General features: G+C 73.6%; 13 protein-coding genes. 8 read left to right on the plus strand and 5 right to left on the minus strand.

Translation table 11 applies throughout. From position 1 onward, the window contains the following. Position 1 precedes the first annotated feature (1 nt). From ACY34K_RS29580 to eccB, 3 genes are all read right to left on the minus strand, one after another. Complete coding sequence (locus ACY34K_RS29580) at positions 2 to 343, minus strand: WXG100 family type VII secretion target (RefSeq protein ID WP_462752550.1); 342 nt, start codon at positions 341 to 343, stop codon at positions 2 to 4. Positions 344 to 498: 155 nt separating this feature from the next. Then, positions 499 to 1,734 carry a type VII secretion-associated serine protease mycosin gene (gene mycP, locus ACY34K_RS29585; RefSeq protein ID WP_462752552.1) on the minus strand — a complete coding sequence of 412 codons (1,236 nt, stop codon included), beginning with the start codon at positions 1,732 to 1,734 and terminating at the stop codon, positions 499 to 501. 11 nt (positions 1,735 to 1,745) lie between these two features. After that, positions 1,746 to 3,296 (minus strand): type VII secretion protein EccB, encoded by a 1,551-nt coding sequence (gene eccB, locus ACY34K_RS29590; RefSeq protein WP_462752554.1) that lies wholly within the window; start codon positions 3,294 to 3,296, stop codon positions 1,746 to 1,748. Positions 3,297 to 3,485: 189 nt separating this feature from the next. Here eccB and eccE point away from each other — a divergent pair, with 189 nt between their 5' ends. The 8 genes from eccE to ACY34K_RS29630 all read left to right on the plus strand — a co-directional run bounded on the left by eccE (position 3,486) and on the right by ACY34K_RS29630 (position 15,153). After that, positions 3,486 to 4,769, plus strand: a complete 1,284-nt coding sequence (gene eccE / locus ACY34K_RS29595; RefSeq protein WP_462752556.1) for a type VII secretion protein EccE — start codon at positions 3,486 to 3,488, stop codon at positions 4,767 to 4,769. Beyond that, positions 4,769 to 5,599, plus strand: coding sequence for a hypothetical protein (locus ACY34K_RS29600; RefSeq protein WP_462752557.1), 831 nt, complete (start codon positions 4,769 to 4,771; stop codon positions 5,597 to 5,599). The genes eccE and ACY34K_RS29600 overlap by 1 nt, the downstream gene beginning before the upstream one ends. A 292-nt stretch (positions 5,600 to 5,891) precedes the next feature. Beyond that, positions 5,892 to 9,230, plus strand: a complete 3,339-nt coding sequence (locus ACY34K_RS29605) for an SCO5717 family growth-regulating ATPase (RefSeq protein WP_462752558.1) — start codon at positions 5,892 to 5,894, stop codon at positions 9,228 to 9,230. 193 nt (positions 9,231 to 9,423) lie between these two features. Next, complete coding sequence (locus ACY34K_RS29610) at positions 9,424 to 11,253, plus strand: ABC transporter substrate-binding protein (RefSeq protein ID WP_462752559.1); 1,830 nt, start codon at positions 9,424 to 9,426, stop codon at positions 11,251 to 11,253. Between the two features lie 3 nt (positions 11,254 to 11,256). After that, complete coding sequence (locus tag ACY34K_RS29615) at positions 11,257 to 12,324, plus strand: ABC transporter permease (RefSeq protein ID WP_462752560.1); 1,068 nt, start codon at positions 11,257 to 11,259, stop codon at positions 12,322 to 12,324. Continuing rightward, positions 12,321 to 13,208, plus strand: a complete 888-nt coding sequence (locus ACY34K_RS29620) for an ABC transporter permease (protein WP_462752562.1) — start codon at positions 12,321 to 12,323, stop codon at positions 13,206 to 13,208. The genes ACY34K_RS29615 and ACY34K_RS29620 overlap by 4 nt, the downstream gene beginning before the upstream one ends. Beyond that, the gene (locus ACY34K_RS29625) at positions 13,205 to 14,182 is read left to right on the plus strand and encodes an ABC transporter ATP-binding protein (RefSeq protein WP_462752564.1); all 978 of its coding nucleotides are present in this window, start codon (positions 13,205 to 13,207) and stop codon (positions 14,180 to 14,182) included. Before ACY34K_RS29620 ends, ACY34K_RS29625 begins: the two co-directional genes overlap by 4 nt. Further along, positions 14,143 to 15,153 (plus strand): oligopeptide/dipeptide ABC transporter ATP-binding protein, encoded by a 1,011-nt coding sequence (locus tag ACY34K_RS29630; protein WP_462752592.1) that lies wholly within the window; start codon positions 14,143 to 14,145, stop codon positions 15,151 to 15,153. The genes ACY34K_RS29625 and ACY34K_RS29630 overlap by 40 nt, the downstream gene beginning before the upstream one ends. A 380-nt stretch (positions 15,154 to 15,533) precedes the next feature. Here the strand turns inward: ACY34K_RS29630 and ACY34K_RS29635 are convergent, their stop codons facing one another. Further along, a complete protein-coding gene (locus ACY34K_RS29635) occupies positions 15,534 to 16,511 on the minus strand; it encodes a bifunctional riboflavin kinase/FAD synthetase (RefSeq protein ID WP_462752566.1) in 978 nt (325 codons plus the stop codon). 41 nt (positions 16,512 to 16,552) lie between these two features. After that, positions 16,553 to 20,233: a trypsin-like peptidase domain-containing protein gene (locus ACY34K_RS29640; protein WP_462752568.1), complete on the minus strand. Its 3,681-nt coding sequence runs from the start codon at positions 20,231 to 20,233 to the stop codon at positions 16,553 to 16,555. Positions 20,234 to 20,303: the final 70 nt, after the last annotated feature.

Genomic DNA, 20,303 nt, shown 5'->3' on the forward strand with positions numbered 1-20,303 from the left:
GTCAGATGCTCAGGATGGCGCTCTGGTTGGCGCCGTTCTCCTGCTCCATCTTGGCGAACGCCCGAAGCCGCTCCTGCTCCTGCTCGTCGAACCCGTCGGCGCTCATCTTGATGAGGTTCTCGAGGTTCTCGAGGTCGCGCTGGACGCTGCGCAGCCGGTTGTTCAGGTTGGTCTGGGCGCTGTCGTAGGCCTTCATCGCCGCACCCTGCCAGCCCGCCTGGATGCGGTCGACCACGCCGTTGAGCGACGTGATACGGGCGTTGAGCTCGGTCTGCAGCGTCTGGACCTTGCCCGCGAGACCGACAAGTTCGCTACTAGTTACATTCAGGTCTTTGCCCGACATCTTGCCCTTCTTCCTTGAACAGTGCTGTTGGCGGAAGCCGATTTGGATGCCGCCCCCGTGCCGGCCCACTCGCGTGATGCCGACAATCACTCTAGTCACTTGGAACGACAGTTCCAACTGCAAAGTCCCTTATGGAGACTTGACTCACTGTGACGTCAGCGGGCTCGCCTGCGGCGGCTGTCCCGGACGACCGTCGCCGTGCCCGCGACCACCGCGACCAGAACGGCGCCGATGCCGAGGGCGTAGGTGGCGTACCGCTCGTTGCGCTCCTGCGGGGTCTCCGCCATCGCCAGGTGCGCCGGTTCGGGCGCGGGCGGCTTCGGCGGACCCGGGTCGGGCGTGGGCGACTCCAACGGGCCCGCGTCGCCGTTCAGGGCGCGCACCGGGTCGACTACCCCCCAGCCGACGTGGTTGTCGCGCCCGTTGACGGACCGTTCGGCCGTCTGCTCGATCTGGGCGACGATCTGGTGGGGCTTCCACTTCGGGTACTTGGCCTTCAGCAGCGCGGCCACCCCCGCCACGTACGGGGCGGAGAAGCTGGTGCCGTTGTCGACGCACTGGCCGCCGCCGGGGACGGTGGAGACGACGTCCACACCGGGGGCGGCGACGCCGACGAACGTGCCGGACTGGGAGAAGGCCGCGCGCTCGTTGTTGCGGTCGGACGAGGCGACGGCGAGCACGCCGGGGAAGGCCGCCGGATAGGTGTTCTTCAGCTTGCCGTCCATGCCGTCGTTACCCGCCGACGCGACGACCACGATGTCCTGCTCGAGTGCCCGCCGCACGGCCCTGGCCAGGGCCGACTGGGGGCCCAGCGCCTGGGTCGTGTCCTGCGAGATGTTGATGATGTCGGCCTTCTCGGCGATGGCGTGGTCGATCGCCTGGGCCATGGTGTCGGCCTTGCCGCTGTTCTTCTCGTCGTTCTGGCGGATCGGGATGATCGTGGCCTCGGGCGCGAGGCCGACGAAGCCGGTGCCCTTGCGCGGGCGGGCCGCGATGATGCCGGCGACCTTGGTGCCGTGGCCGACCTCGTCCACCGTGCCGTCGGTCTTGCCGCGCTTGCTGTCGGTGTCCTCCTTGTCGGGCTTGAGGAAGTCCTTGCCCGCCGAGGCGTCGACGGCCGGCTTGAGCTGCGGGTTGACGTCGTCGACCCCGGTGTCGATGACCGCGACCCGCACGCCCTTGCCCTTGGTGTCCTGCCACAGCTCGTCGAGCAGCACGCGCTGGAGCGGCCAGGGGATGCCCTCGATCTGCTTCTTCATCGGGAAGGTGCACTCCCCGCTGCCGCTGATGCCGAGGCGGGCGGGGGGCGCTTCGGCGTGGGCGGGTGTGGGCGCCAGGGCCAGCCCGGTGAGGACCGTGCAGGCCACCAGCGCGGTCGTTCGGTACGTCACAGGCGTACCCCTCACGAACCCTGCGGCTGGCGCGCGCTGTTGGTGTCGAGTCGCGGGCCCTTGGACAGGAACTCCGACCAGGTGATCGGGACGAGGGTGGGGGTGACCTTCTCGTACCCGAGGCGGATCTGCGCCTGGCTGGGCTCGGGCCGGCCGTCCTGCTGCTTCTCCTGGTCGCCGGTGCCGATCTCGGAGCGCTCGGCGTCACTGTCGCCGTTCGCCTGGACCGCGTACCGCAGGCCGGTGTCGGTGACGAGGAACAGCGATCCGTCGGGCTTGGTCTGGTTGCCCTGGACCTGGGTGTAGAGCAGGCCGCTGCCGGGCGTGACGTAGGTGCTCGTGCCACCGGCGGTGATGTCGGCGGGGTACTTGGTGCCGGCCCAGGTGGACAGCGTGGTGCGGCCCTTGTCGTCGACCTCGCGCAGCACGCTGCACACGGTGTCCCGGGCGCCGTCGCCGCCGGTGCCGTTGACCTGCGTGGCCTTCTTCGCGGGCCAGCGGTACTCGGAGGCGAAGGTGTCGGCGTCGGGGGCGAACGACGAGGCGTCGACCTCGGCGGCCCGGCCGTTCATGTTGAGGGTGTCGGTCTGCGGGGAGTTGATCAGCAGCCACGCGGTGAAGTCGGAGACCTGCTGGACCTTGCCCGGCAGGACGACGAAGTGCTGGGGGCCGGAGCCGGTCTGCGCCTGGAGGACCATGCCGACGCGGTCCTCGGTCTTGCTGAGTCCGCCGCCGATGCCGGCGTTCTCGCCGACCGTGCCGGTGATCCGGGGGAAGTCGACGGGGCTGCCGTCGTGCAGGGTGGCCAGCCAGTCCTCGGTGACGGGCTGCGGCACCTTGTTCAGGCCGACGAGAGTGGTGGTGAGCAGGGAGGCGTCGGTCGGGGTGCCGCGCACCAGGTACTTGGTGCCGGACGCGTCGACCAGATAGCGGGCGCCCTTCTGCCCCTTGACGTAGAGGACCTGGCCGTCCTTCAGCCGCTCCTTGCCGTCGGTGCGGGAGAAGTCGCGGTCGGCGAGGACGAAGGTCGCCTTCTGGACGCTGGCGCCCTTGCCACCGCCGGGCTGCTCGCACACGGCCCACCGCTTGGCCTTGCCGGCGTCGGCCTCGGAGGGCAGCCGGTCCGGGGCGTACGGGATGCCGAGGATCGGACCGCGCGGCGGCTTGCCCGCGTCGAGGATGTCGTCGCTGACCTGGATCACACCGAACTGCTGCGGGGTCAGCAGCAGTCGGGCGGAGGCGAGGTTGAGCACCGGGTGCAGCAGGGTCTTCTTGTCCTTGCCCTTGCCGGTGGACAGCACCACGTAACGGGTCGTGGACTGCTTGCCGACGATCACCTTGGCGCCGGGGGTGTCCCAGCCCTTGGGAGCCTTGGGGCTGAACATGCCGATGGCCCCGAACACCGCCAGCACCAGCGCACCCACGATCAGACCGGGGACGACGGCGCGCAGTGGTCTGGGCGCGCCTTCCTCCGTACCCGTGGGTGAAGGTTGGAGAAAAGCGGCCACCGTGCGCTTCTTCGCAAAGGTGTACGCGTTGAGCTCATCCCGCCGTGATGCCATGAGTCCCCATCTTCGAAAGGCACAGTCACCCGCGAGGGCCGCGGGGAGCATGGCACCCGGGGCCTCGTTGTCGGACCGGCCCCCTACTATGCCTGTTGATCGAGCGCGCTTGTGGGGCGGGTAGGGTGAACCGGCCGCCAAAGCCCTGGCAGGCCAGGGTGATCGGGACGAATTGGGGGAATCGCCATCATGGCTTCCGCGACGCAGACGCGGCCCGCCGCGACCGCGCCGAGCAGGGTGCCGGACCGGTCGAACACCGCTCCTCGCCTCAAGGGCCGTCCCGGACACTTCGGTTCGTTCCGATTGCAACAGCTCGTGCTGATCGAGGTCGCCGCGGCGCTGCTGCTGGTGGCCTGGGTGATCGAGCCGCTGCTGCTGGTGCCGGCCGGTGTGGTCGCCGCGTTGCTGGTGCTGCTGGCCCTGGTGCGCCGTCACCGGCGCTCGCTGCCGGAGTGGCTGGCCACGGTCCTGGCGCTGCGGGCCCGGACGCGCCGTGCGGCGGCACTGACGCTCCCGCCGGGTACGGAGCCGGGTCTGGCGCCCGTCGTCGAGTGCGATCCCGCCCTGCGCACCTACACCTACAGCGACCGGGACCGGCGCCCGGTCGGCATGATCGGCGACGGTACGTTCCTGACGGCCGTGCTGCAGGTCGAGTCGGACGCCACGGCCCTGCGCCCGGACCGCTCCGCCCGGCCGCTGCCGCTCGGTCTCGTGCGTGACGTCCTGGAGGTCGACGGCATCCGGCTGGAGTCGGCCCAGATCGTGCAGCACACCCAGCCCGCGCCCGCCCCGCATCTGCCGCAGCAGTCGGTGGCCGCGCGGAACTACGCGCCCCTGCAGGCGCAGACCGGGTCGCCCGCGGTCCGCATCACCTGGATCGCGCTGAAGCTCGACCCGGAGCTGTGCCCGGAGGCGGTGGCCGCGCGCGGCGGCGGCCTGGAGGGCGCCCAGAAATGCGTGGTGCGCGTGGCCGACCAGCTGGCGAGCCGGCTGACCGGCGGGGGCTTCCGCGCGACCGTGCTGACCGAGGAGGAGCTGACGTCGGCGCTCGCCACCTCCACGTGCGCCAACCCGCTCGCCATCGCGCAGGCGGGCCGGGCCCAGACGCCCGGGCGGCGGACCCAGGAGACGTCACGGACCTGGCGGTGCGACGACCGCCGCCACACCACGTACTGGGTGGGCCGCTGGCCGCAGTTCGGGCCGGGCGGGGCGTCCCTGCCGCAGCTGGTCGCCCTGCTGACCTCCGTCCCGGCGCTCGCGAGCACGTTCAGCCTGACGCTGAGCGGCGGCGACCGGCAGGAGGCGACGATGACGGGGCACGTGCGGATCACCGGGCGCAGCGACGAGGAGCTCGTGGCGGCCCGCCATGAACTGGAGCGGGCCGCCCGCGGGGTGAAGACCGGACTGGTCCGGCTCGACCGCGAGCAGGTGCCCGCGATGCTGGCCACTCTTCCGCTCGGGGGTACGCGCTGATGTCCGTTCCTGTCGTCGGCCCTCCGGCCGGTTCGTCGCCCAGGCCCTCCGGAAGGCGCTCCACGCGGTCCGCCGCGGCGGCCGCGCCGTCGACCACGTCGTCCGCCGTGACGCCGGGCCGGTCCGGGCGGCCCCGGATCGGGTTCGGTCTCATCGGCCCGCGCCGCGACCGGCACTCGGTCCCGCTGGAGCAGCTGGAGTCGCTGGGCCTGCCGGTCGGCGACGACGGCATGGTGATCGGTGTGGACGCCGAGGGGCGGCCCGCGGTCCTGGGCATCAACCGGCCCACGCCGTACGATGTCACGCTCATCGGCGGCCTGTGGACGGCGCAGGTGATGGCGCTGCGGGCGGCCGCGACCGGTGCGCGGGTGGCCGTGGAGACGGGCCGGGCACCGGCCTGGACGGCGCTGGCGCAGGCCGCGGGCGGCGGGCAGCCCTGCATCACTCTGCACGACGTGGGGCGGGTGCCGCCGCAGGGCGCGTCGGCCGGCAGCCCGGTGGTCGTCATCCGCGACTGCGGAATGCGGCCGCCGCGCGGGCGGGTCGTCTCCGGGCCGTGGCAGTCGGTGCTGACGCTGCTTCCGTATCTCAGCCCGGTGGCACCGCGGCTGATGGAGAAGTCGGGCCTGGTCGGTGTGCAGCGGGTGTCCCCCGACGAGGCCGCGCAGATCGGCCGGATCATGAATCTGCCCCGGAGTGAGGCGGAGACGCTCTCCACCCTCGCCGACGGCGTCACCCTGTGGTGTACGGGCAGCGATCGCCAGTTCGTCATGACGCAGGCCACCGACGCCGAAACCGGATTGTTGGGCAGCGCCCGCCGCATGGACTGACGGAGCCGCGCACCCCGGAATCCGTACCGAATGACCCGATTTGACGGTGGCTTTTTTCACGCAGAGGCGTACCGGCGTCACACGAGGGCAGCGCGATGGGTACGGGACGACCGAGGGCGGCCCGACGGGCCTGACGTACGGCCACGGTTGACGATTAGGGTGGGAAGAGCGCGGCACGAACCCGCGCGCGGGAGCACGGCGTCCCCAGGGGGAGAGCCGGGCGGACGGACGACAGGAACGGTCGCCCCCACCCACGACGGCACAAGGGTGCTCGACCACACCAGGAGGCATTGTGAACAGCGATCGGGACGAGATCCGCGGGGGCGGCTGGAACGCGCCGCCCGTCGACGATCAGTCCGACGCGGATCCCGCCGAGATGACGGGTGAGTTCACCATCGACTACACCCCGCCCGCCTGGTACACGCAGAACGCGGGAGACACATCGGGGGGCGGAACGCCCGGCGGTGCGGCGGCCCCCGGAGCGAACGCCGCCGCTTCCGCGGCCACTCCGCCTCCGCCGCCGCCGAACTCCGCCCCGGTGGCCGTGCCGGGGCTGCCGCCCGGCAGCGGGTTCGAGCCGAACTGGACGCACACGCCGCAGCCCGCGGAGCCGGCTCCCGCGCCCGCGCCGGTGGCTCCGCACGCGGCGGTGACTCCGCCCGCGCCGGCTCCGCTGCACGCGCCGGCGCCCGAAGCCACGCCCGCCGTGGCTCCGGCCCCTGATCCCGCCCCTGCCCCGGCCCCCGCACCGATCGCGGGCGCGGCCGAGCAGCCGGCCGGCGAGCCGTCCCGGCCCGTCGCGCCGCAGCCCTTCGGCGGCGGCGACGTGGAGAGCGGCGCGACCATGCGCTTCTCCCCCGCCGCGCTGAAGCGCGAGATGGCGGAGATCGCCGAGCGGGAGGCGGCGAAGGCCGCGGAGAGCGCCGAGGCCGCGGACGGCCCGGCGGCCCCGGAGTCCGCCGGGCCCGCCCGGGCCGCCGATCCCGCCGATGGGGAGACCGCCGGGGAGTCCGGGGCCGAGCCGACGGGCGCGCAGACGGACCCGGCGCCGGAGGCCACGGCGTCCGCCGAGCCGGCCGCAGTCGACTTCACCGGCGAGGCCGAGGCTGCCGACACCGAAACCGACACCGACGCCGCTGCCGCTGCCGCTGCCGCCGATCTCACCGGCGAGGCGGGCGAGACCGAAGCCGGTACCGAAGCCGGAGACAGCGCTACGGGTGGGTACGCCGATCCGGCGGACGCGGCCCCCGAGGCAGGTGCCGAGGCCCCGTCCGCGGGCCCCGACGAGGTCACGGACGCCGCGCCGCAGGACTCCGTGCCGCAGGACACCCCGCCCGCCGACGCGCCGGTCCAGCCGTGGGCCCCCGCGCCCGCCCAGCAGGGTGCGGAGCTGCCGCCGCTGCCGCCCGCGTTCCAGCCCGCCGCACCGACGGGCGCGCCGCAATGGCCCGTTCCGGCGCCGAGCGCGGACCAGTCGGCGCTGCCTGCCGCGCAGCCACCCGCCGGGCAGCAGCCGGCCACCCCCGCTCCCGCTTGGCCGGCGCACCCGTCGCCCGCACCCGCCGCGCCGCTGCCGCCGCAGGCGCCGCAGGGCGGGTACGGCTTCCCGCATCCCGGCCAGCAGCAGCCGCAGCCCGGCCCGCAGCAGCCTCAGTCCGCCCAGGCGGGCCCTCAGGGTTACGGCTTCCCGCACCCCGCGCAGCCGCAGCCCGGCCAGGCCGGTCCGCAGGGTGGGTACGGCTTCCCGCAGTCCGCCGCCAACCCGCCCGCGCAGCAGGGTGGGTACGGCTTCCCCCACCCGGCCCAGCCGCAACCGGCCCAGCCGCAGCCGCAGCCGCAGCCGCAGCCGCAGCCGCAGGCCGCGCACCAGCAGCCACAGCACGAGCAGCCGCAGCCGTCGGCCGCCAACGTGCCCGCGCAGCAGGGCGGTTACGGCTTCCCCCACCCGGGACAGCCGCAGCCGGGACAGCCGGAGACCGGACAGCCCCCGCACCAGCAGCACCAGCAGCCGCAGCCCCGTCCCCAGCCGCCGGTCGGTGGCACCGATGTGGACCCCCGTACAGGAGCCGCCTGGCCCACACCGGTCACGCACGACCAGCGTGAGCGCTCCGTGCCGGGCGCACCGCTCGGATACACCGCGGCGGTCGAGCTGTCCTCGGACCGTCTGCTGCGCAACACCAAGCAGAAGGCCAAGTCCAGCCGCAACCCGTCCGGTGCCGCCGCCCGCTTCAAGCTGGGCGGCAAGAAGGAGGAGGCCGAGCGGCAGCGCAAGCTGGAGCTGATCCGCACACCGGTGCTGTCCTGCTACCGCATCGCCGTCATCTCCCTCAAGGGCGGCGTCGGCAAGACCACGACGACCACCGCGCTGGGCGCGACGCTGGCGACCGAGCGGCAGGACAAGATCCTGGCGATCGACGCCAACCCCGACGCCGGTACGCTCGGCCGCCGTGTCCGCCGCGAGACCGGGGCCACCATCCGTGACCTCGTGCAGGCGATCCCGTACCTCAACTCGTACATGGACATCCGCCGGTTCACCTCGCAGGCGCCCTCCGGTCTGGAGATCATCGCCAACGACGTGGACCCGGCCGTCTCCACCACGTTCAACGACGAGGACTACCGTCGCGCGATCGAGGTCCTGGGCAAGCAGTACCCGGTCATCCTGACCGACTCCGGAACCGGTCTGCTGTACAGCGCCATGCGCGGTGTGCTCGACCTCGCCGACCAGCTCATCATCATCTCCACGCCGTCCGTCGACGGCGCCTCCAGCGCCTCGACGACGCTCGACTGGCTGTCCGCGCACGGGTACGCCGAGCTGGTGCAGCGGTCCATCACCGTCATCTCCGGGGTTCGCGAGACCGGGAAGATGATCAAGGTCGATGACATCGTCCAGCACTTCGAGACCCGCTGCCGCGGTGTCGTCGTGGTGCCGTTCGACGAGCACCTCGCGGCCGGCGCCGAGGTGGACCTCGACATGATGCGGCCGAAGACCCGGGAGGCGTACTTCAACCTTTCGGCGATGGTCGCCGAGGACTTCGCGCGGGCGCAGCAGGCGCAGGGCCTGTGGACGGGTGACGGCCAGGGCGGTATGCCGCCGCACATGGCACCGCCGATGCCCGGGCAGGGGATGCCCGGACAGGGAATGCCGGGGCAGGTGCCGGGGCAGCCGACGCCGGGGCAGCAGCCCGCGCCCGGTCAGCCGTACCCTCCCCAGCAGCCCCAGCAGCCGATGCCCGGCCAGCCGTACCCGGGCCAGCCCGGCCAGTACGGCCAGCCCGGCCTGCCGCCCCAGGGCTGGCAGCAGCCGGCGCCGGGCCAGCCGTTCCCGGGCCAGCAGGCTCCCGGTGCTCCTGGTGCTCCCGGTGCTCCCGGTCAGCCGTTCCCCGGCCAGCAGCCGGTTCCGGGCCAGCCCCTGCCGGGGCAGCAGATCCCGGGGCAGCCGGTCCCCGGACAGCAGCCTTTCCCGGGCCGGCCCGCGCTGCCGGGGCAGCCGGGTCAGCCCGGCCCCCAGGGCCATCCCGGTCAGCCCGGCCCGCAGGGCCAGCAGGGTCATCCCGACCCCCAGGCTCCCGTCCCGCCCGCCGGATGGCACCAGCAGCAGCCCCCGCAGGCGCCGCCAGCCCCTCAGCAGTAAGGCGTCAAGGGACTGGACCAATGAGGGCCCCGCACCGTCGTCACGGTGCGGGCCCTCGCCGTATTCCCGCAGTCCACAACGGGTTTGACGCATCGTTGACTCACCTCGTCACCGCTGGTAAATCTCGCTTCACCAGCTGGCGCCAGAGATCCACGTGCCTTCTTCCGCGAGTCACGACGCGAGGTCAACGTCCATGGTCACTTCGGCTCCACACCGTCCGGCCCGCCCGCACTCCGCACTCCGGCTCCTGATCGCCGCCGGTGTCACCGCCTCCGTCCTCGCCGGCGCGCCTCAGCAGGCCCGCGCCGCAGAGGAGGGGAAGAGCGTCCTCACCGTCGCCGTCTCGCAGAGCGTGGACTCGCTGAGCCCCTTCCTGGCGCAGCGACTGGTCTCCACCAGCATCCACCGGCTCACGTACGAGTACCTCACCAACTACGACGTCAAGGACGCCCGTCCGGTCCCCGGCCTGGCCACCTCGTGGAAGCCGTCGCCCGACAAGCTGACCTGGACGTACACCATCCGGGACGACTCCGTGTGGTCCGACGGCAAGCAGGCCACCGCCGAGGACGCGGCCTGGACGTTCAACAAGATGATGACCGACGAGAACGCGGCGACCGCCAACGGCAGTTTCACGGCCAACTTCAGGAAGGTCACCGCACCCGACCCGCGGACACTGGTGATCGAGCTGAAGGAGCCGCAGGCGACGATGACCGCGCTGGACGTCCCGATCGTGCCCAGGCACGTGTGGGAGAAGGTCGGCGACTTCTCCACCTTCAACAACGACAAGCGGTTCCCGGTCGTCGGGAACGGCCCGTTCGTCATCACGGACTACAAGGTCGACCAGTACGTGAAGCTCCGGCCGAACAAGACCTTCTGGCGCGGGGCGCCCAAGTTCGACGAGCTGGTGCTGAAGTACTACAAGGACGGGGACGCCGCCGTCGCCGCGCTGCGCAAGGGCGAGGTCTCCTTCGTACCGAACCTCACCCCGGCCCAGGCGGCGTCGCTCCGGCACACCACGAACATCAAGGTCAACGACGCGCCGGGCCGCCGCTTCTTCGCCCTCGCCACCAATCCGGGGGCACGCGCCAAGGACGGCGCGAAGTTCGGCAGCGGGCATCCGGCGCTGCTCGACCCGGCGGTCCGCAAGGCGCTCTTCCTCGCCGTCGACCGGCGGACCATCGTCGACAAGGTCTTCCAGGGTCACGCCGTGGAGGGCGAGGGCTACATCCCGCCGCGTTTCGAGCAGTACTTCTGGAAGCCGGAGGGCGCGCAGAGACTGGCCTACGACCCGGCCAGGGCCGAGCGGACCCTGGAGGCGGCCGGATACCGGAAGAACAGCTCGGGCAAGCGCGTCGGCAAGGACGGCAGACCGCTCGACTTCCGCATCCTGTGCCACGCCACCGACCCGAACGACAAAGCCGTCGGCAAGTACCTGCAGGAGTGGTGGGGCAAGCTCGGCATCGGGCTGAAGGTCGACTGCCTCGACAACGTGTCCGACCCCTGGCTGAAGGGTGACTACGACCTGGCCTTCGACGGCTGGTCGGTCAACCCTGACCCGGACTTCGTCCTGTCGATCCACACCTGTGCCGCGCTTCCCGCCACCCCGAAGGACACCGGCGCGACGGACAACTTCATCTGCGACAAGCGGTTCGACGAGCTGTACGCGCGGCAGGTGGCGGAGTACGACCCCGCCAAACGCGCCGAACTGGTCAGGCAGATGCAGTCGCGGCTGTACGACACGGGGTACATGAACGTCATGGCGTACCCGAACGCGGTCGAGGCGTACCGCACCGACCACATCGCGTCGATCAAGACCATGCCGGAGGACGCCGGCAACCTCTGGGGGCAGGACGGCTACTGGAGCTGGTGGTCGGCCGAACCCGCCTCGTCCGGCCGCGACGGCTCGGGCCGTGGTTCGTCCCTCGGTGTGGTGCTGGGCATCGGTGCCGCCGTGGTGGTGGCCGCCGCGCTGGGCGCCGGGATCGCCATGCGCCGCCGCTCCACGGCCGACGACCGCGAGTAGTCGATGGCCGCGGTGAACTCGCCCGCCGATGTGGCGCGGTCCCCCAAGGTCCGCGCCACCCGGCGCGCCTCCGGCAGCGGAACGTCCGGCGGCCTGTCCGCCTATCTGCGGTATCTGGCGGGCAAGGTGGGCGGTGCGGCCGTCTCGCTGCTCGCCGTCCTCGTCACCAGCTTCTTCCTCTTCCGCATCGTCCCCGGCGACCCGGTCAAGGCGATGACGCACGGAATGCCGACGTCCGCCGAACAGATGGCGACCTTGCGCCGGCAGTTCGGGCTGGACCTGCCGCTGTGGCACCAGTTCACGGACTACTGCGGAAAGGCGCTGACCGGCGACTTCGGCATGTCGTACCAGTTCCGGGCCCCCGTGGGGGAGCTGATCGCCCAGAAGGTGCCGGCGACGCTGCTGCTCACCGGTGTCGCCGTGGTGGTCTATTCGGTGATCGGGCTGTGGCTCGGCACCCGGTCGGCCTGGCACCACGGCGGTCCGGGCGACCGGTTCCACACGGGAGTGGCGCTGACGCTGTGGTCCGTGCCGTCGTTCTGGCTCGGCCTGCTGCTCATCATCGTCTTCTCGGTCGGCGTCGGACCGGTCCCCGGGCTGTTCCCGACGGGCGGCATGGAGTCGGGCGACGAGACCGGGTTCGCGTACGTCGTGGACGTCGCCCACCACATGGTGCTGCCAGTGCTCACGCTGGTCGCGGTCGGCTACGCGCAGACGCTGCTGGTGATGCGCTCGTCCCTGCTCGACGAGATGGGCGGCGACTATCTGACGACGGCGCGCGCGAAGGGGCTGCGGGACGACTTGGTGCGCCGTCGGCACGCCGTGCCGAACGCGCTCCTGCCCACGGTCACCATGGTCTTCATCAATCTGGGCCATGTGGCGGCCGGTTCGATCCTGGTGGAGACGGTGTTCTCGTGGCCCGGGCTGGGCGGGCTGTTCTACCAGGCGCTGAGCGTGCCCGACCTGCCACTGGTGCAGGGTCTGTTCGTGGTCTTCGCGGGCGCCATGATCGTCATGAATCTCCTCGCCGACCTGCTGTACCCGCTGCTCGATCCCCGGGTGGGCCGATGACACGCGCGCTGCTCCGGTCCCGCCGCCGGGCGTCCGTGGCCCGCTTCTGGCGCCAGTACCGGTCCCACCGGGCGGGGCTGTACGGGCTCACGGCCCTCGTCCTGATCGCGCTCGCCGCGCTGGCCGCCCCCCTGCTGGTCGGCGACGACGCGCAGAGCGTGACGAACGCGCCCGGCTCGGCACTGGAGCCGCCGAGCGGCGCGTTCCCGTTGGGTACGGACCAGTTCGGCCGGTCACTGCTGGGGCTGCTGGTGTGGGGCGCGCGCGTGTCGCTCGCGGTCGGGCTGCTCGCGGCGGCGCTCTCCGTGGCGATCGGCACGCTCGTGGGGATCCTCGCCGGACACTACGGCGGCTGGTTCTCCACGGTCCTGATGAGGATCACCGACTGGTTCCTGGTGATGCCGGCGCTGGTGCTGGCGATCGTGCTGGCCACGGTGATGTCCCGCGGCATGGGGACGGTGGTCCTGGCGATCGGCATCACCAGCTGGCCGACGACGGCCCGGCTGGTGCGGGCGCAGACGATCGCGGTCGAGTCCCGCCCGTACATCGAGCGGGCCAGGGCGCTCGGCGGCGGGCACGGTCACGTCATGGCCCGGCACGTGCTGCCCAATGTGATGCCGCTGGTGCTGGCGCAGACGACGCTGGGCATCTCCACCGCCATCCTCACGGAGGCGACGCTGGCCTTCCTCGGGCTCGGTGACCCGACGGTGGTGTCGTGGGGCGGCATGCTCCAGGACGCGCGCGAGGCGGGCGCGGTGTCCTCCGGCCACTGGTGGTACCTGGCGCCACCGGGCGTCGCGATCGCCGTCGTCGCCCTCGCCTTCACCCTGTGCGGGCGGGCGATCGAGTCGGTGCTCAACCCGAAGCTGGGGGTGGGGCCGTGAACCTGCTGGAGCTGCGGGACCTCAGCGTCACCTATGGATCGGGGGCGTCCGCCGTGCCCGCGGTCCGCGGGGTGGACCTGACCGTGGAGGCCGGGCGGAAACTGGGTGTGGCGGGCGAGTCGGGGTGCGGCAAGTCCACGCTGGCGCTCGCGCTGCTGCGGCTGCTGCCCGCGTCGGCCCGGTTGAGCGGGAAGATCCTGCTGGACGGCGAGGACGTGCTGGCCATGAAGTGGGGCCGGCTGCGGGCGGTCCGCTGGGCGGGGGCGTCGATCGTGTTCCAGGGCGCGATGCACTCGCTGAACGCCGTGCACCGGATCGGCGACCAGATCGCCGAGCCGCTGCTGGTGCACCGGCGGGCGACCCCGGCTGCCGCCCGCGCCCGCGCGGGGGCGCTGCTGGAGCAGGTGGGGCTGCCGGCCGGGCGCGCCGGCGCCTATCCGCACGAGCTGTCCGGCGGGCAGCGCCAGCGGGTGATGATCGCGATGGCGCTGGCGTGCGAGCCACGGCTGATCGTGGCCGACGAGCCGACGACCGCCCTGGATGTGATGATCCAGGCGCAGATCCTGCGGCTGATCGAGCGGTTGGTGGCGGACCAGGACATCGGCCTGGTGATGATCAGTCATGACCTGGCGGTGCTGGCCGACACCTGCGACCGGCTCGCGGTGATGTACGCGGGCCGGGTCGTCGAGGAGGGCCCGGCGCGTGCCGTGTACGACGCGGCCGCGCACCCGTACGGCCGGGCCCTTTCGGAGGCCTTCCCGCGCATCGGCGACCCGGCGTCGCGGCGGGCTCCGCGCGGCCTGCCCGGCGATCCGCCCGACCCGTCCGCGCTGCCGACGGGCTGTACGTTCCATCCGCGCTGTCCGGTCGCGCTGGACGCGTGCGCGCGGGAGGACCAGGAGCTGCGGGAGACGGGGGCCGGGCACCGGGCCGCCTGTGTCCATGTCGCCGACGGCGTGAGGAGCCTGCCGTGACCACCACTCCCCTGCTGTCGGCGGCCGGTCTGCGGGTGACGTTCCCCGGGCGCCGGGGCGGTCCGGCCGCCCGCGCGGTGGACGGCGTGGACCTCGACATCGCTGCCGGCGAGATCGTGGCGCTGGTCGGTGAGTCGGGGTGCGGCAAGACGACGCTGGCGCGTTCGCTGCTGGGCCTGGTGGAGCCGACGGCGGGCCGGGTCTCCTTCGGCGGTGAACCACTCGCGTACGGCGCGCGGGCGCTCAAGGCGTACCGCAGGCGCGTCCAGCTGGTGCTGCAGGACCCGAGCGGCTCGCTGAACCCGCGGCACACCGTGTACGACGCGGTGGCCGAGGGGCTGCGGATCCACGGGTGCGCCGGGGACGAGCGGGCGGCCGTCGCCGGGGCGCTCGCTCGGGCCGGACTGCGTCCGCCGGAGCGGTTCTTCCTGCGCTACCCGCACGAGTTGTCGGGCGGGCAGCGCCAGCGGGTCGTCATCGCGGGGGCGCTGGTGCTGGAGCCCGAACTGATCGTCGCGGACGAGCCGGTGGCCTCGCTCGACGCGTCCGTGCGCGGCGAGATCCTGGCGCTGCTGCTGCGCCTGCGGGACGAGCTGGGGCTGGCCGCGCTGGTGGTGACGCACGATCTGGGGCTGGCGTGGAATGTCGCCGACCGGGTCGCCGTGATGTACCTGGGCCGGATCGTGGAGACCGGCACGGTGGAGGAGGTGCTGTCGTCGCCCCGCCACCCGTACACCCAGGCACTGCTGTCGGTGCTGCCGGAGTCCGCGGCGGAACCGGTGGTGCTGGCGGGAGAGCCGCCGGACCCGTCGCGGGTGCCGGGCGGCTGCCGCTTCCACGTCCGCTGCCAGGTGCTGGCGTCGGGTGAGGCGGAACGCGCCGGCGTGGCCGACCGCTGCCGTACGCAGGACCTTCCGGTCCTGGACGGGCAGCGGCGGGAGGCCGCCTGCCACTGGGCGGCGGCCCGCTAGCCAGCGGGTGTCCGAGGGATCGGGCCGGATCAGGGAGCGGTGTCCGGCGGCTTCGGATCCTGGGGCGTGTTGCGAAAGTGGCGTCGTCCGCCCGGAGGGCGGGGCCGGGGGCGCCCGGTGCGGGCGATCGCAGGTCGGAGGGTGGGGGTACCTCCCGCGCCGCCAGGCGCAGGGGGAGAGAGCGCGGCGGGCCGCGCCGACGACCGCCAACGCCGCGAACGTGCGTGCCGGACACCCCCGGCCGGACGGGACTTCCGAAACACGCCCTGGGCGGAGATGCGGGGCGACGCGGACCTTCGGCGAGTGGCGACAACGCCGGGGACGATGTCGCGGGGGTCGCGAGTCCGGCAGGATCCACCGGGCATCCCCCCGGGGGCCCGTCAGGGCCGCTGCCCCGCCTCCTCGGCCTCGCTGTCGTAGGCCCCGGTCAGCTCGCGGCAGCGCTTCACATCTCCGGCCATCGCCTCCAGCAGCGCTTCGATCGAGTCGAACTTCTCCTGGCCGCGGACGTACGCCAGGAAGTCGACCGTCACGTGCAGGCCGTACAGGTCGAGGCCGACACGGTCGATGGCGTACGCCTCGACGGTGCGCTCCGTGCCGTCGAACTGGGGGTTGGTGCCCACCGAGATCGCGGCAGGCATCCGCTCGCCGTCGGCGGTCAGCCAGCCGGCGTAGACACCGTCCGCCGGGATCGCCGTGTGCGGCAGGGTCTCCACGTTGGCCGTGGGGAAACCGAGCTCGCGGCCGCGCTGGGCGCCGCGCACGACGATGCCCTCGACGCGGTGGGGGCGGCCCAGGATCTCGGCGGCGCCCGCCACGTCGCCCTCGGCGACCAGGCGCCGGGCCAGTGTGGAGGAGAACGGCAGACCGCCGCCCGCCTCACCGGTGACGTACAGGTCGACGACCTCGACCTCGTAGTCGTACGTGGTGCCCATCTCGGCGAGGAACTCGACGTTGCCGGCGGCGCGGTGGCCGAAGCGGAAGTTCGGGCCTTCTATGACGGCGCGTGCGTGGAGCTTGTCGACCAGGACCTTCACGATGAAGTCGGCCGGGGAGAGCTGGGAGAACGCGGCGGTGAACGGCAGGATCAGCACCGCGTCGACGCCGAGGCCAGCCATCAGTTCGGCGCGCCGGTGGTGCGGCGCGAGCAGCGGCGGGTGGCTGCCGGGGCGGACGACCTCGGAGGGGTGCGGGTCGAAGGTGACGACGACCGAGGGGATGCCGAGCTCGCGCGCCCGCTCCACCGCCCGCCCGATGATCAACTGGTGCCCGCGGTGCACCCCGTCGTAGGAGCCGATGGTGACGACGCTGCGCCCCCAGTCCTGGGGGATGTCCTCCAAGCCACGCCAGCGCTGCACTGTGACCGCTCCTCGCCCGAACCCATGTATGTCATGACCGATTACGCAGGTCTAAGACTGCCATGCCCGGGCGTCTCGGCCCGCATCGGCATCGGACTGCCCAGCCTCTCGACCGTGCGGCGGGAGCTCGGGCCGACCACCGACGCCCACTGATGCGGTGCCCCGGCCAGCCAGCCGGCGACCAGGGCGGCGAAGCCGGGCACGTCGCGGGCGAGCTCGACCAGCCGCCCGTCGAAGAGCCGCGCGCCATCCGGGGTGCGGACGAGGAGCCGGCCCGTGCGGTGCACGAGGTCGTGGGTGCGTGTCTCGGGCCGCCGGGCCGCCCCGAGCGCGGCGGCCCTGAGCACGGCGTCCAGTACGGCGAGGTCGCGGCTCTCGTACTCCTCGTACTCCAGCAGGACGTCCAGGAGCTCGGCGCGCAGGGCCCGTGAGGACGGTGTGCCGGGCGCCGCGAGGACTGCCGCGAGGGCACCCCGCACCTGGTGGGGGCCGCCCCGCAGGAGTCCGGTGACCAGGGGGAAGAGCACCCCGCGGACGCCCGGCCCGTGTTCCAGGCGGCGGTCGACGTACGCGGCGGCGTGCTCGGCGCCCTCGGGGTGCTGGTCCACATGGGCGCGGACCAGTTCGGCGGCCCGGCGCGCCAGGGCGGGGGTGTTGACCGCGGCCAGGGCGGTCAGCACCTCCGCGGCCGGGGCGCCGGGCGTCCGCAGCCGGGTCCGGAAGGCGGCGATGACCGGCTCGGGGTGGGTGATCAGGGCGGCGGTCAGCGCGCTCGACGGCACGCCCGTGTCGCCGGACCGGTAGGCGGCGAGGGCCCGCGCCAGGTAGCGGCAGCGGGTCTGCGGGTCGCGGACGAGAAGGCCGAGTGCCGCGCCGTGCAGGGCCGCGTCGCCGGGGCGGACGAGCAGGGCGAGGGCCGCGTACCTGAGCAGTTCACGGTCGGTCGTGGTGGTGGCGTACGGGGCGACGAGCCGCCCGTACGCGGCGGCGGCGACCCTGCGGCCCGGGCGCGTGTCGTCGTGCGCCCAGCGGTCGACGGCCCGGCACAGCGCGGACGGCTCGTCCTCGGCGAGGGCGGCGAGCAGCTCGTCGGCCCGGGCGTGGGCGGTGCTGACGAGCGCCTCGCAGAGGTCGTCGACGGCCAGGTCGCGCCTGGCGTACAGCAGGGCCTGGGCGGCCCCGGCGACGGTGGTCCGGGTCTGGGAGCCGGGGGCGGCGGGCAGCGGCCGCTCGTCGGCGAACCAGCGGCACAGCAGGGGCTGTACGCCCCGCGGGTCGGCCGCCAGCCGCTCGGCCACGAGATCCAGGTAACGGGGCCGGTCGTCCTCCACGGGGACATCGCCGGAAGGAACGGCAAGGACGGAACGGACGGGCCCGGCGGCGGCGACGGAGGCGGTAGCGGTAGCGGTAGCGACGGAGGTGGAGGGCGGACCGTCGGCGGGCACCAGCCGCCGCAGCAGGTCCATCCACTCGTCCTCACCGAGCCGGAGCCGCTCCCAGAACCAGGGGCCGAACTCGTCGAGACGGCCGGTCCGCGCCCGGCCGCCCGCGAAGGAGCCCCGGGCGGCGATGCGGTCGGCCAGCAGCCGCAGGACGCCGTGGTAGGGCCGGGCGTCCACGGCCCTCAGCAGGGTCCGCGCGACCAGCCGCGCCGCCCACCACCCGGCCTCCTCGTCACGGTCCGGGCCGCTGCCGCCGCCGTCGAGGGCGTCGACGAGCTCCTCCAGCCGGCGGGCGAGGGCGGCCGGTCCGTGGCCGCGCTCCAGCAGGAGCAGCGCCTGGACCACCGGGCCGATCCGGTGGCGCGGCACCGGCAGTGTGGGGGCCGGCGCCGCGCCGGCAACCTCCCCCGGCCAGGGGCGGACACCGTCGCCGGACGGCTGCCCGGCCGGGAGGCCCGCGGGCCGGCGGTGGACGAGTGCGTCGAGCGCCGCGTCCAGATCGAGGTGGGCGCCCTGGACCCAGTCGGCGAGTTCCTCGTGGGCGAACCGGTAGCCGCCGCCCGCCGGGACGATCAGCCCTTCGGTGAGTACCGCGGAGGCCCATCCGCTGGCCCACGGGAAGAGGTCCTCGAACGCCTCCCGGTCGAGCTGTCCCTGGCCGGGGCCCAGGCAGCGCCGTGCCGCCTCGTGGACCCGGCCGGCCACCCGGGCCGCCAGGACGCGCACGGCGGTGCCCCGCAGGGGTGGACGCGAGGCCGCCGCGATCCGGACGGCGACACGCAGGCACATCAGGTCCAGGTGCGCGGCGAAGACGTCCTCACGGCCGGGACGCCCGGACGCGTCACCGGGGAGGGCCTCGCGCACCTCGGCGAGCAGCCGCAGCGCCAGGGGGTGGCGGGCGTCCGCCGCCGCGATCGCGGTGCCGGGCAGGCCGTAGCGCTCGCGCGCCAGATCGGCCTCAGGGGCGGGCAGCTCACCGATGCGCAGGGCGGCCGGCAGCCGTTCGGCGGGCCACGGGATTCCCGGCCGTGGCGGTCCCGACTGCTCGCTCGGGTGATGCAGCGCGCGGGCCGGGTACAGCGCGCCCGCCTGTTCCCAGTGTTCCGGCCGGCAGGCCACCACCAGGCGGGCGCCGTGTCCGCGCAGCCAGCGCAGGGTGCCGGAGGTCCAGACGGCGAGCCGGTGCGCCAGGAGGGGCGTCATCTCCTCGGGGCCGTCCAGCAGCACGACGAGGGGACGTCCGGCGTCCAGGGCGAGCCGGGCCACCTGCTCGGCGGTGGGGTACAGGGTGTCGTCGCTCCGCAGGCCGGTCGCGCCCCAGCCGGCGACGATGCGGGCGGACCGCTGAAGCGCCCGCCCGACGGCGTCGGCGACCGAGGTGTCGGAGGCCCGCAGGTCGGCGCCGCGCAGCCAGACGGTCGGGGCGGGTTCGGCGCCTGCCGCCCGGCGGGCGGCGAGGCCGCGCAGTTCGGTGCTGCGTCCGCTGCCGGGGTCGCCGACGAGCGCGCACACCAGGGCGTCGGACGCGGCGAAAGCGGCGAACTCACGGGTGATCTCGGGCCGTTCGACCGGATCGGGCCAGTGGCTGGGGCCGCCGACCGTTCCGCCGGTGGTGGCGGTCAGCTCCAGCGCGCCCGCGAGGTTGAAGTCCTGCCCGTAGGCGGGGACGGTCGCGGTGTTGCGCCGCAGCAGGTCGGCGAGAGCGCCGCCGGGTTCACGGGCCGCCGCCGCGGCGAGCGGGACGGCGAAGCCGGCGGCTCGGTGCGCTGCGTGCAGGGCGGTCCCGAGGACGGCCAGGACGGTGCCGGTCGCGGCGTCCATGACGGGCCCTCCGACGGCCTCTCCGCCGTGCCGGAGCGCCTCGCTGCCGTCCGTCCCGATGGCCAGCTCCAGGACTCCGCCCAGCCGGTGGAAGCGGTCGGTGGCGGTGTAGGTCACTTCCGCGCTGCCCAGGACCCGGGCCTCGCGCCAGCCGCGCGCGGGCAGTCGTACGTACGTGCCCGGTTCCACGGCGCGGCGGTCCGCGATGGGCAGGGGGCGCACGCCCAGGCCCTCGGTGCGCACGAGCGCCAGGCCGGCCTCGGGCAGCGGGGTGAGGGCCTCGGGACCGGCGAGCCAGGTGCGCCCGCCGGGCGCCCGCACCACCACCCGTACCAGCCCGTCGACGGCTTCGTGGCCCGTCACGACCGTGCCCCGGTCGTCGGCGACGAAGCCGGTCCCGCGTGTCCGGCCCGCCGGATCACAGACCTCTACCAGCGTCGGCCGGTCCCCGCGTTCCATGATTCGACGGTAGGACCCAGGTGATCACCGCGAGAAGAACGCGATTCGAAAGCGCCCCCGAGTGCTCCCG

The sequence above is a fragment of the Streptomyces sp. STAM6 genome (genome assembly GCF_054963715.1).

Bases quoted from the DNA above. Each gene is read 5' to 3' on its own strand.
- ACY34K_RS29580 (WP_462752550.1), bottom strand. From the start codon at position 343: ATGTCGGGCAAAGACCTGAATGTAACTAGTAGCGAACTTGTCGGTCTC.
- eccB (WP_462752554.1), bottom strand. From the start codon at position 3,296: ATGGCATCACGGCGGGATGAGCTCAACGCGTACACCTTTGCGAAGAAG.
- eccE (WP_462752556.1), top strand. From the start codon at position 3,486: ATGGCTTCCGCGACGCAGACGCGGCCCGCCGCGACCGCGCCGAGCAGG.
- ACY34K_RS29600 (WP_462752557.1), top strand. From the start codon at position 4,769: ATGTCCGTTCCTGTCGTCGGCCCTCCGGCCGGTTCGTCGCCCAGGCCC.
- ACY34K_RS29610 (WP_462752559.1), top strand. From the start codon at position 9,424: ATGGTCACTTCGGCTCCACACCGTCCGGCCCGCCCGCACTCCGCACTC.
- ACY34K_RS29615 (WP_462752560.1), top strand. From the start codon at position 11,257: ATGGCCGCGGTGAACTCGCCCGCCGATGTGGCGCGGTCCCCCAAGGTC.
- ACY34K_RS29620 (WP_462752562.1), top strand. From the start codon at position 12,321: ATGACACGCGCGCTGCTCCGGTCCCGCCGCCGGGCGTCCGTGGCCCGC.
- ACY34K_RS29640 (WP_462752568.1), bottom strand. From the start codon at position 20,233: ATGGAACGCGGGGACCGGCCGACGCTGGTAGAGGTCTGTGATCCGGCG.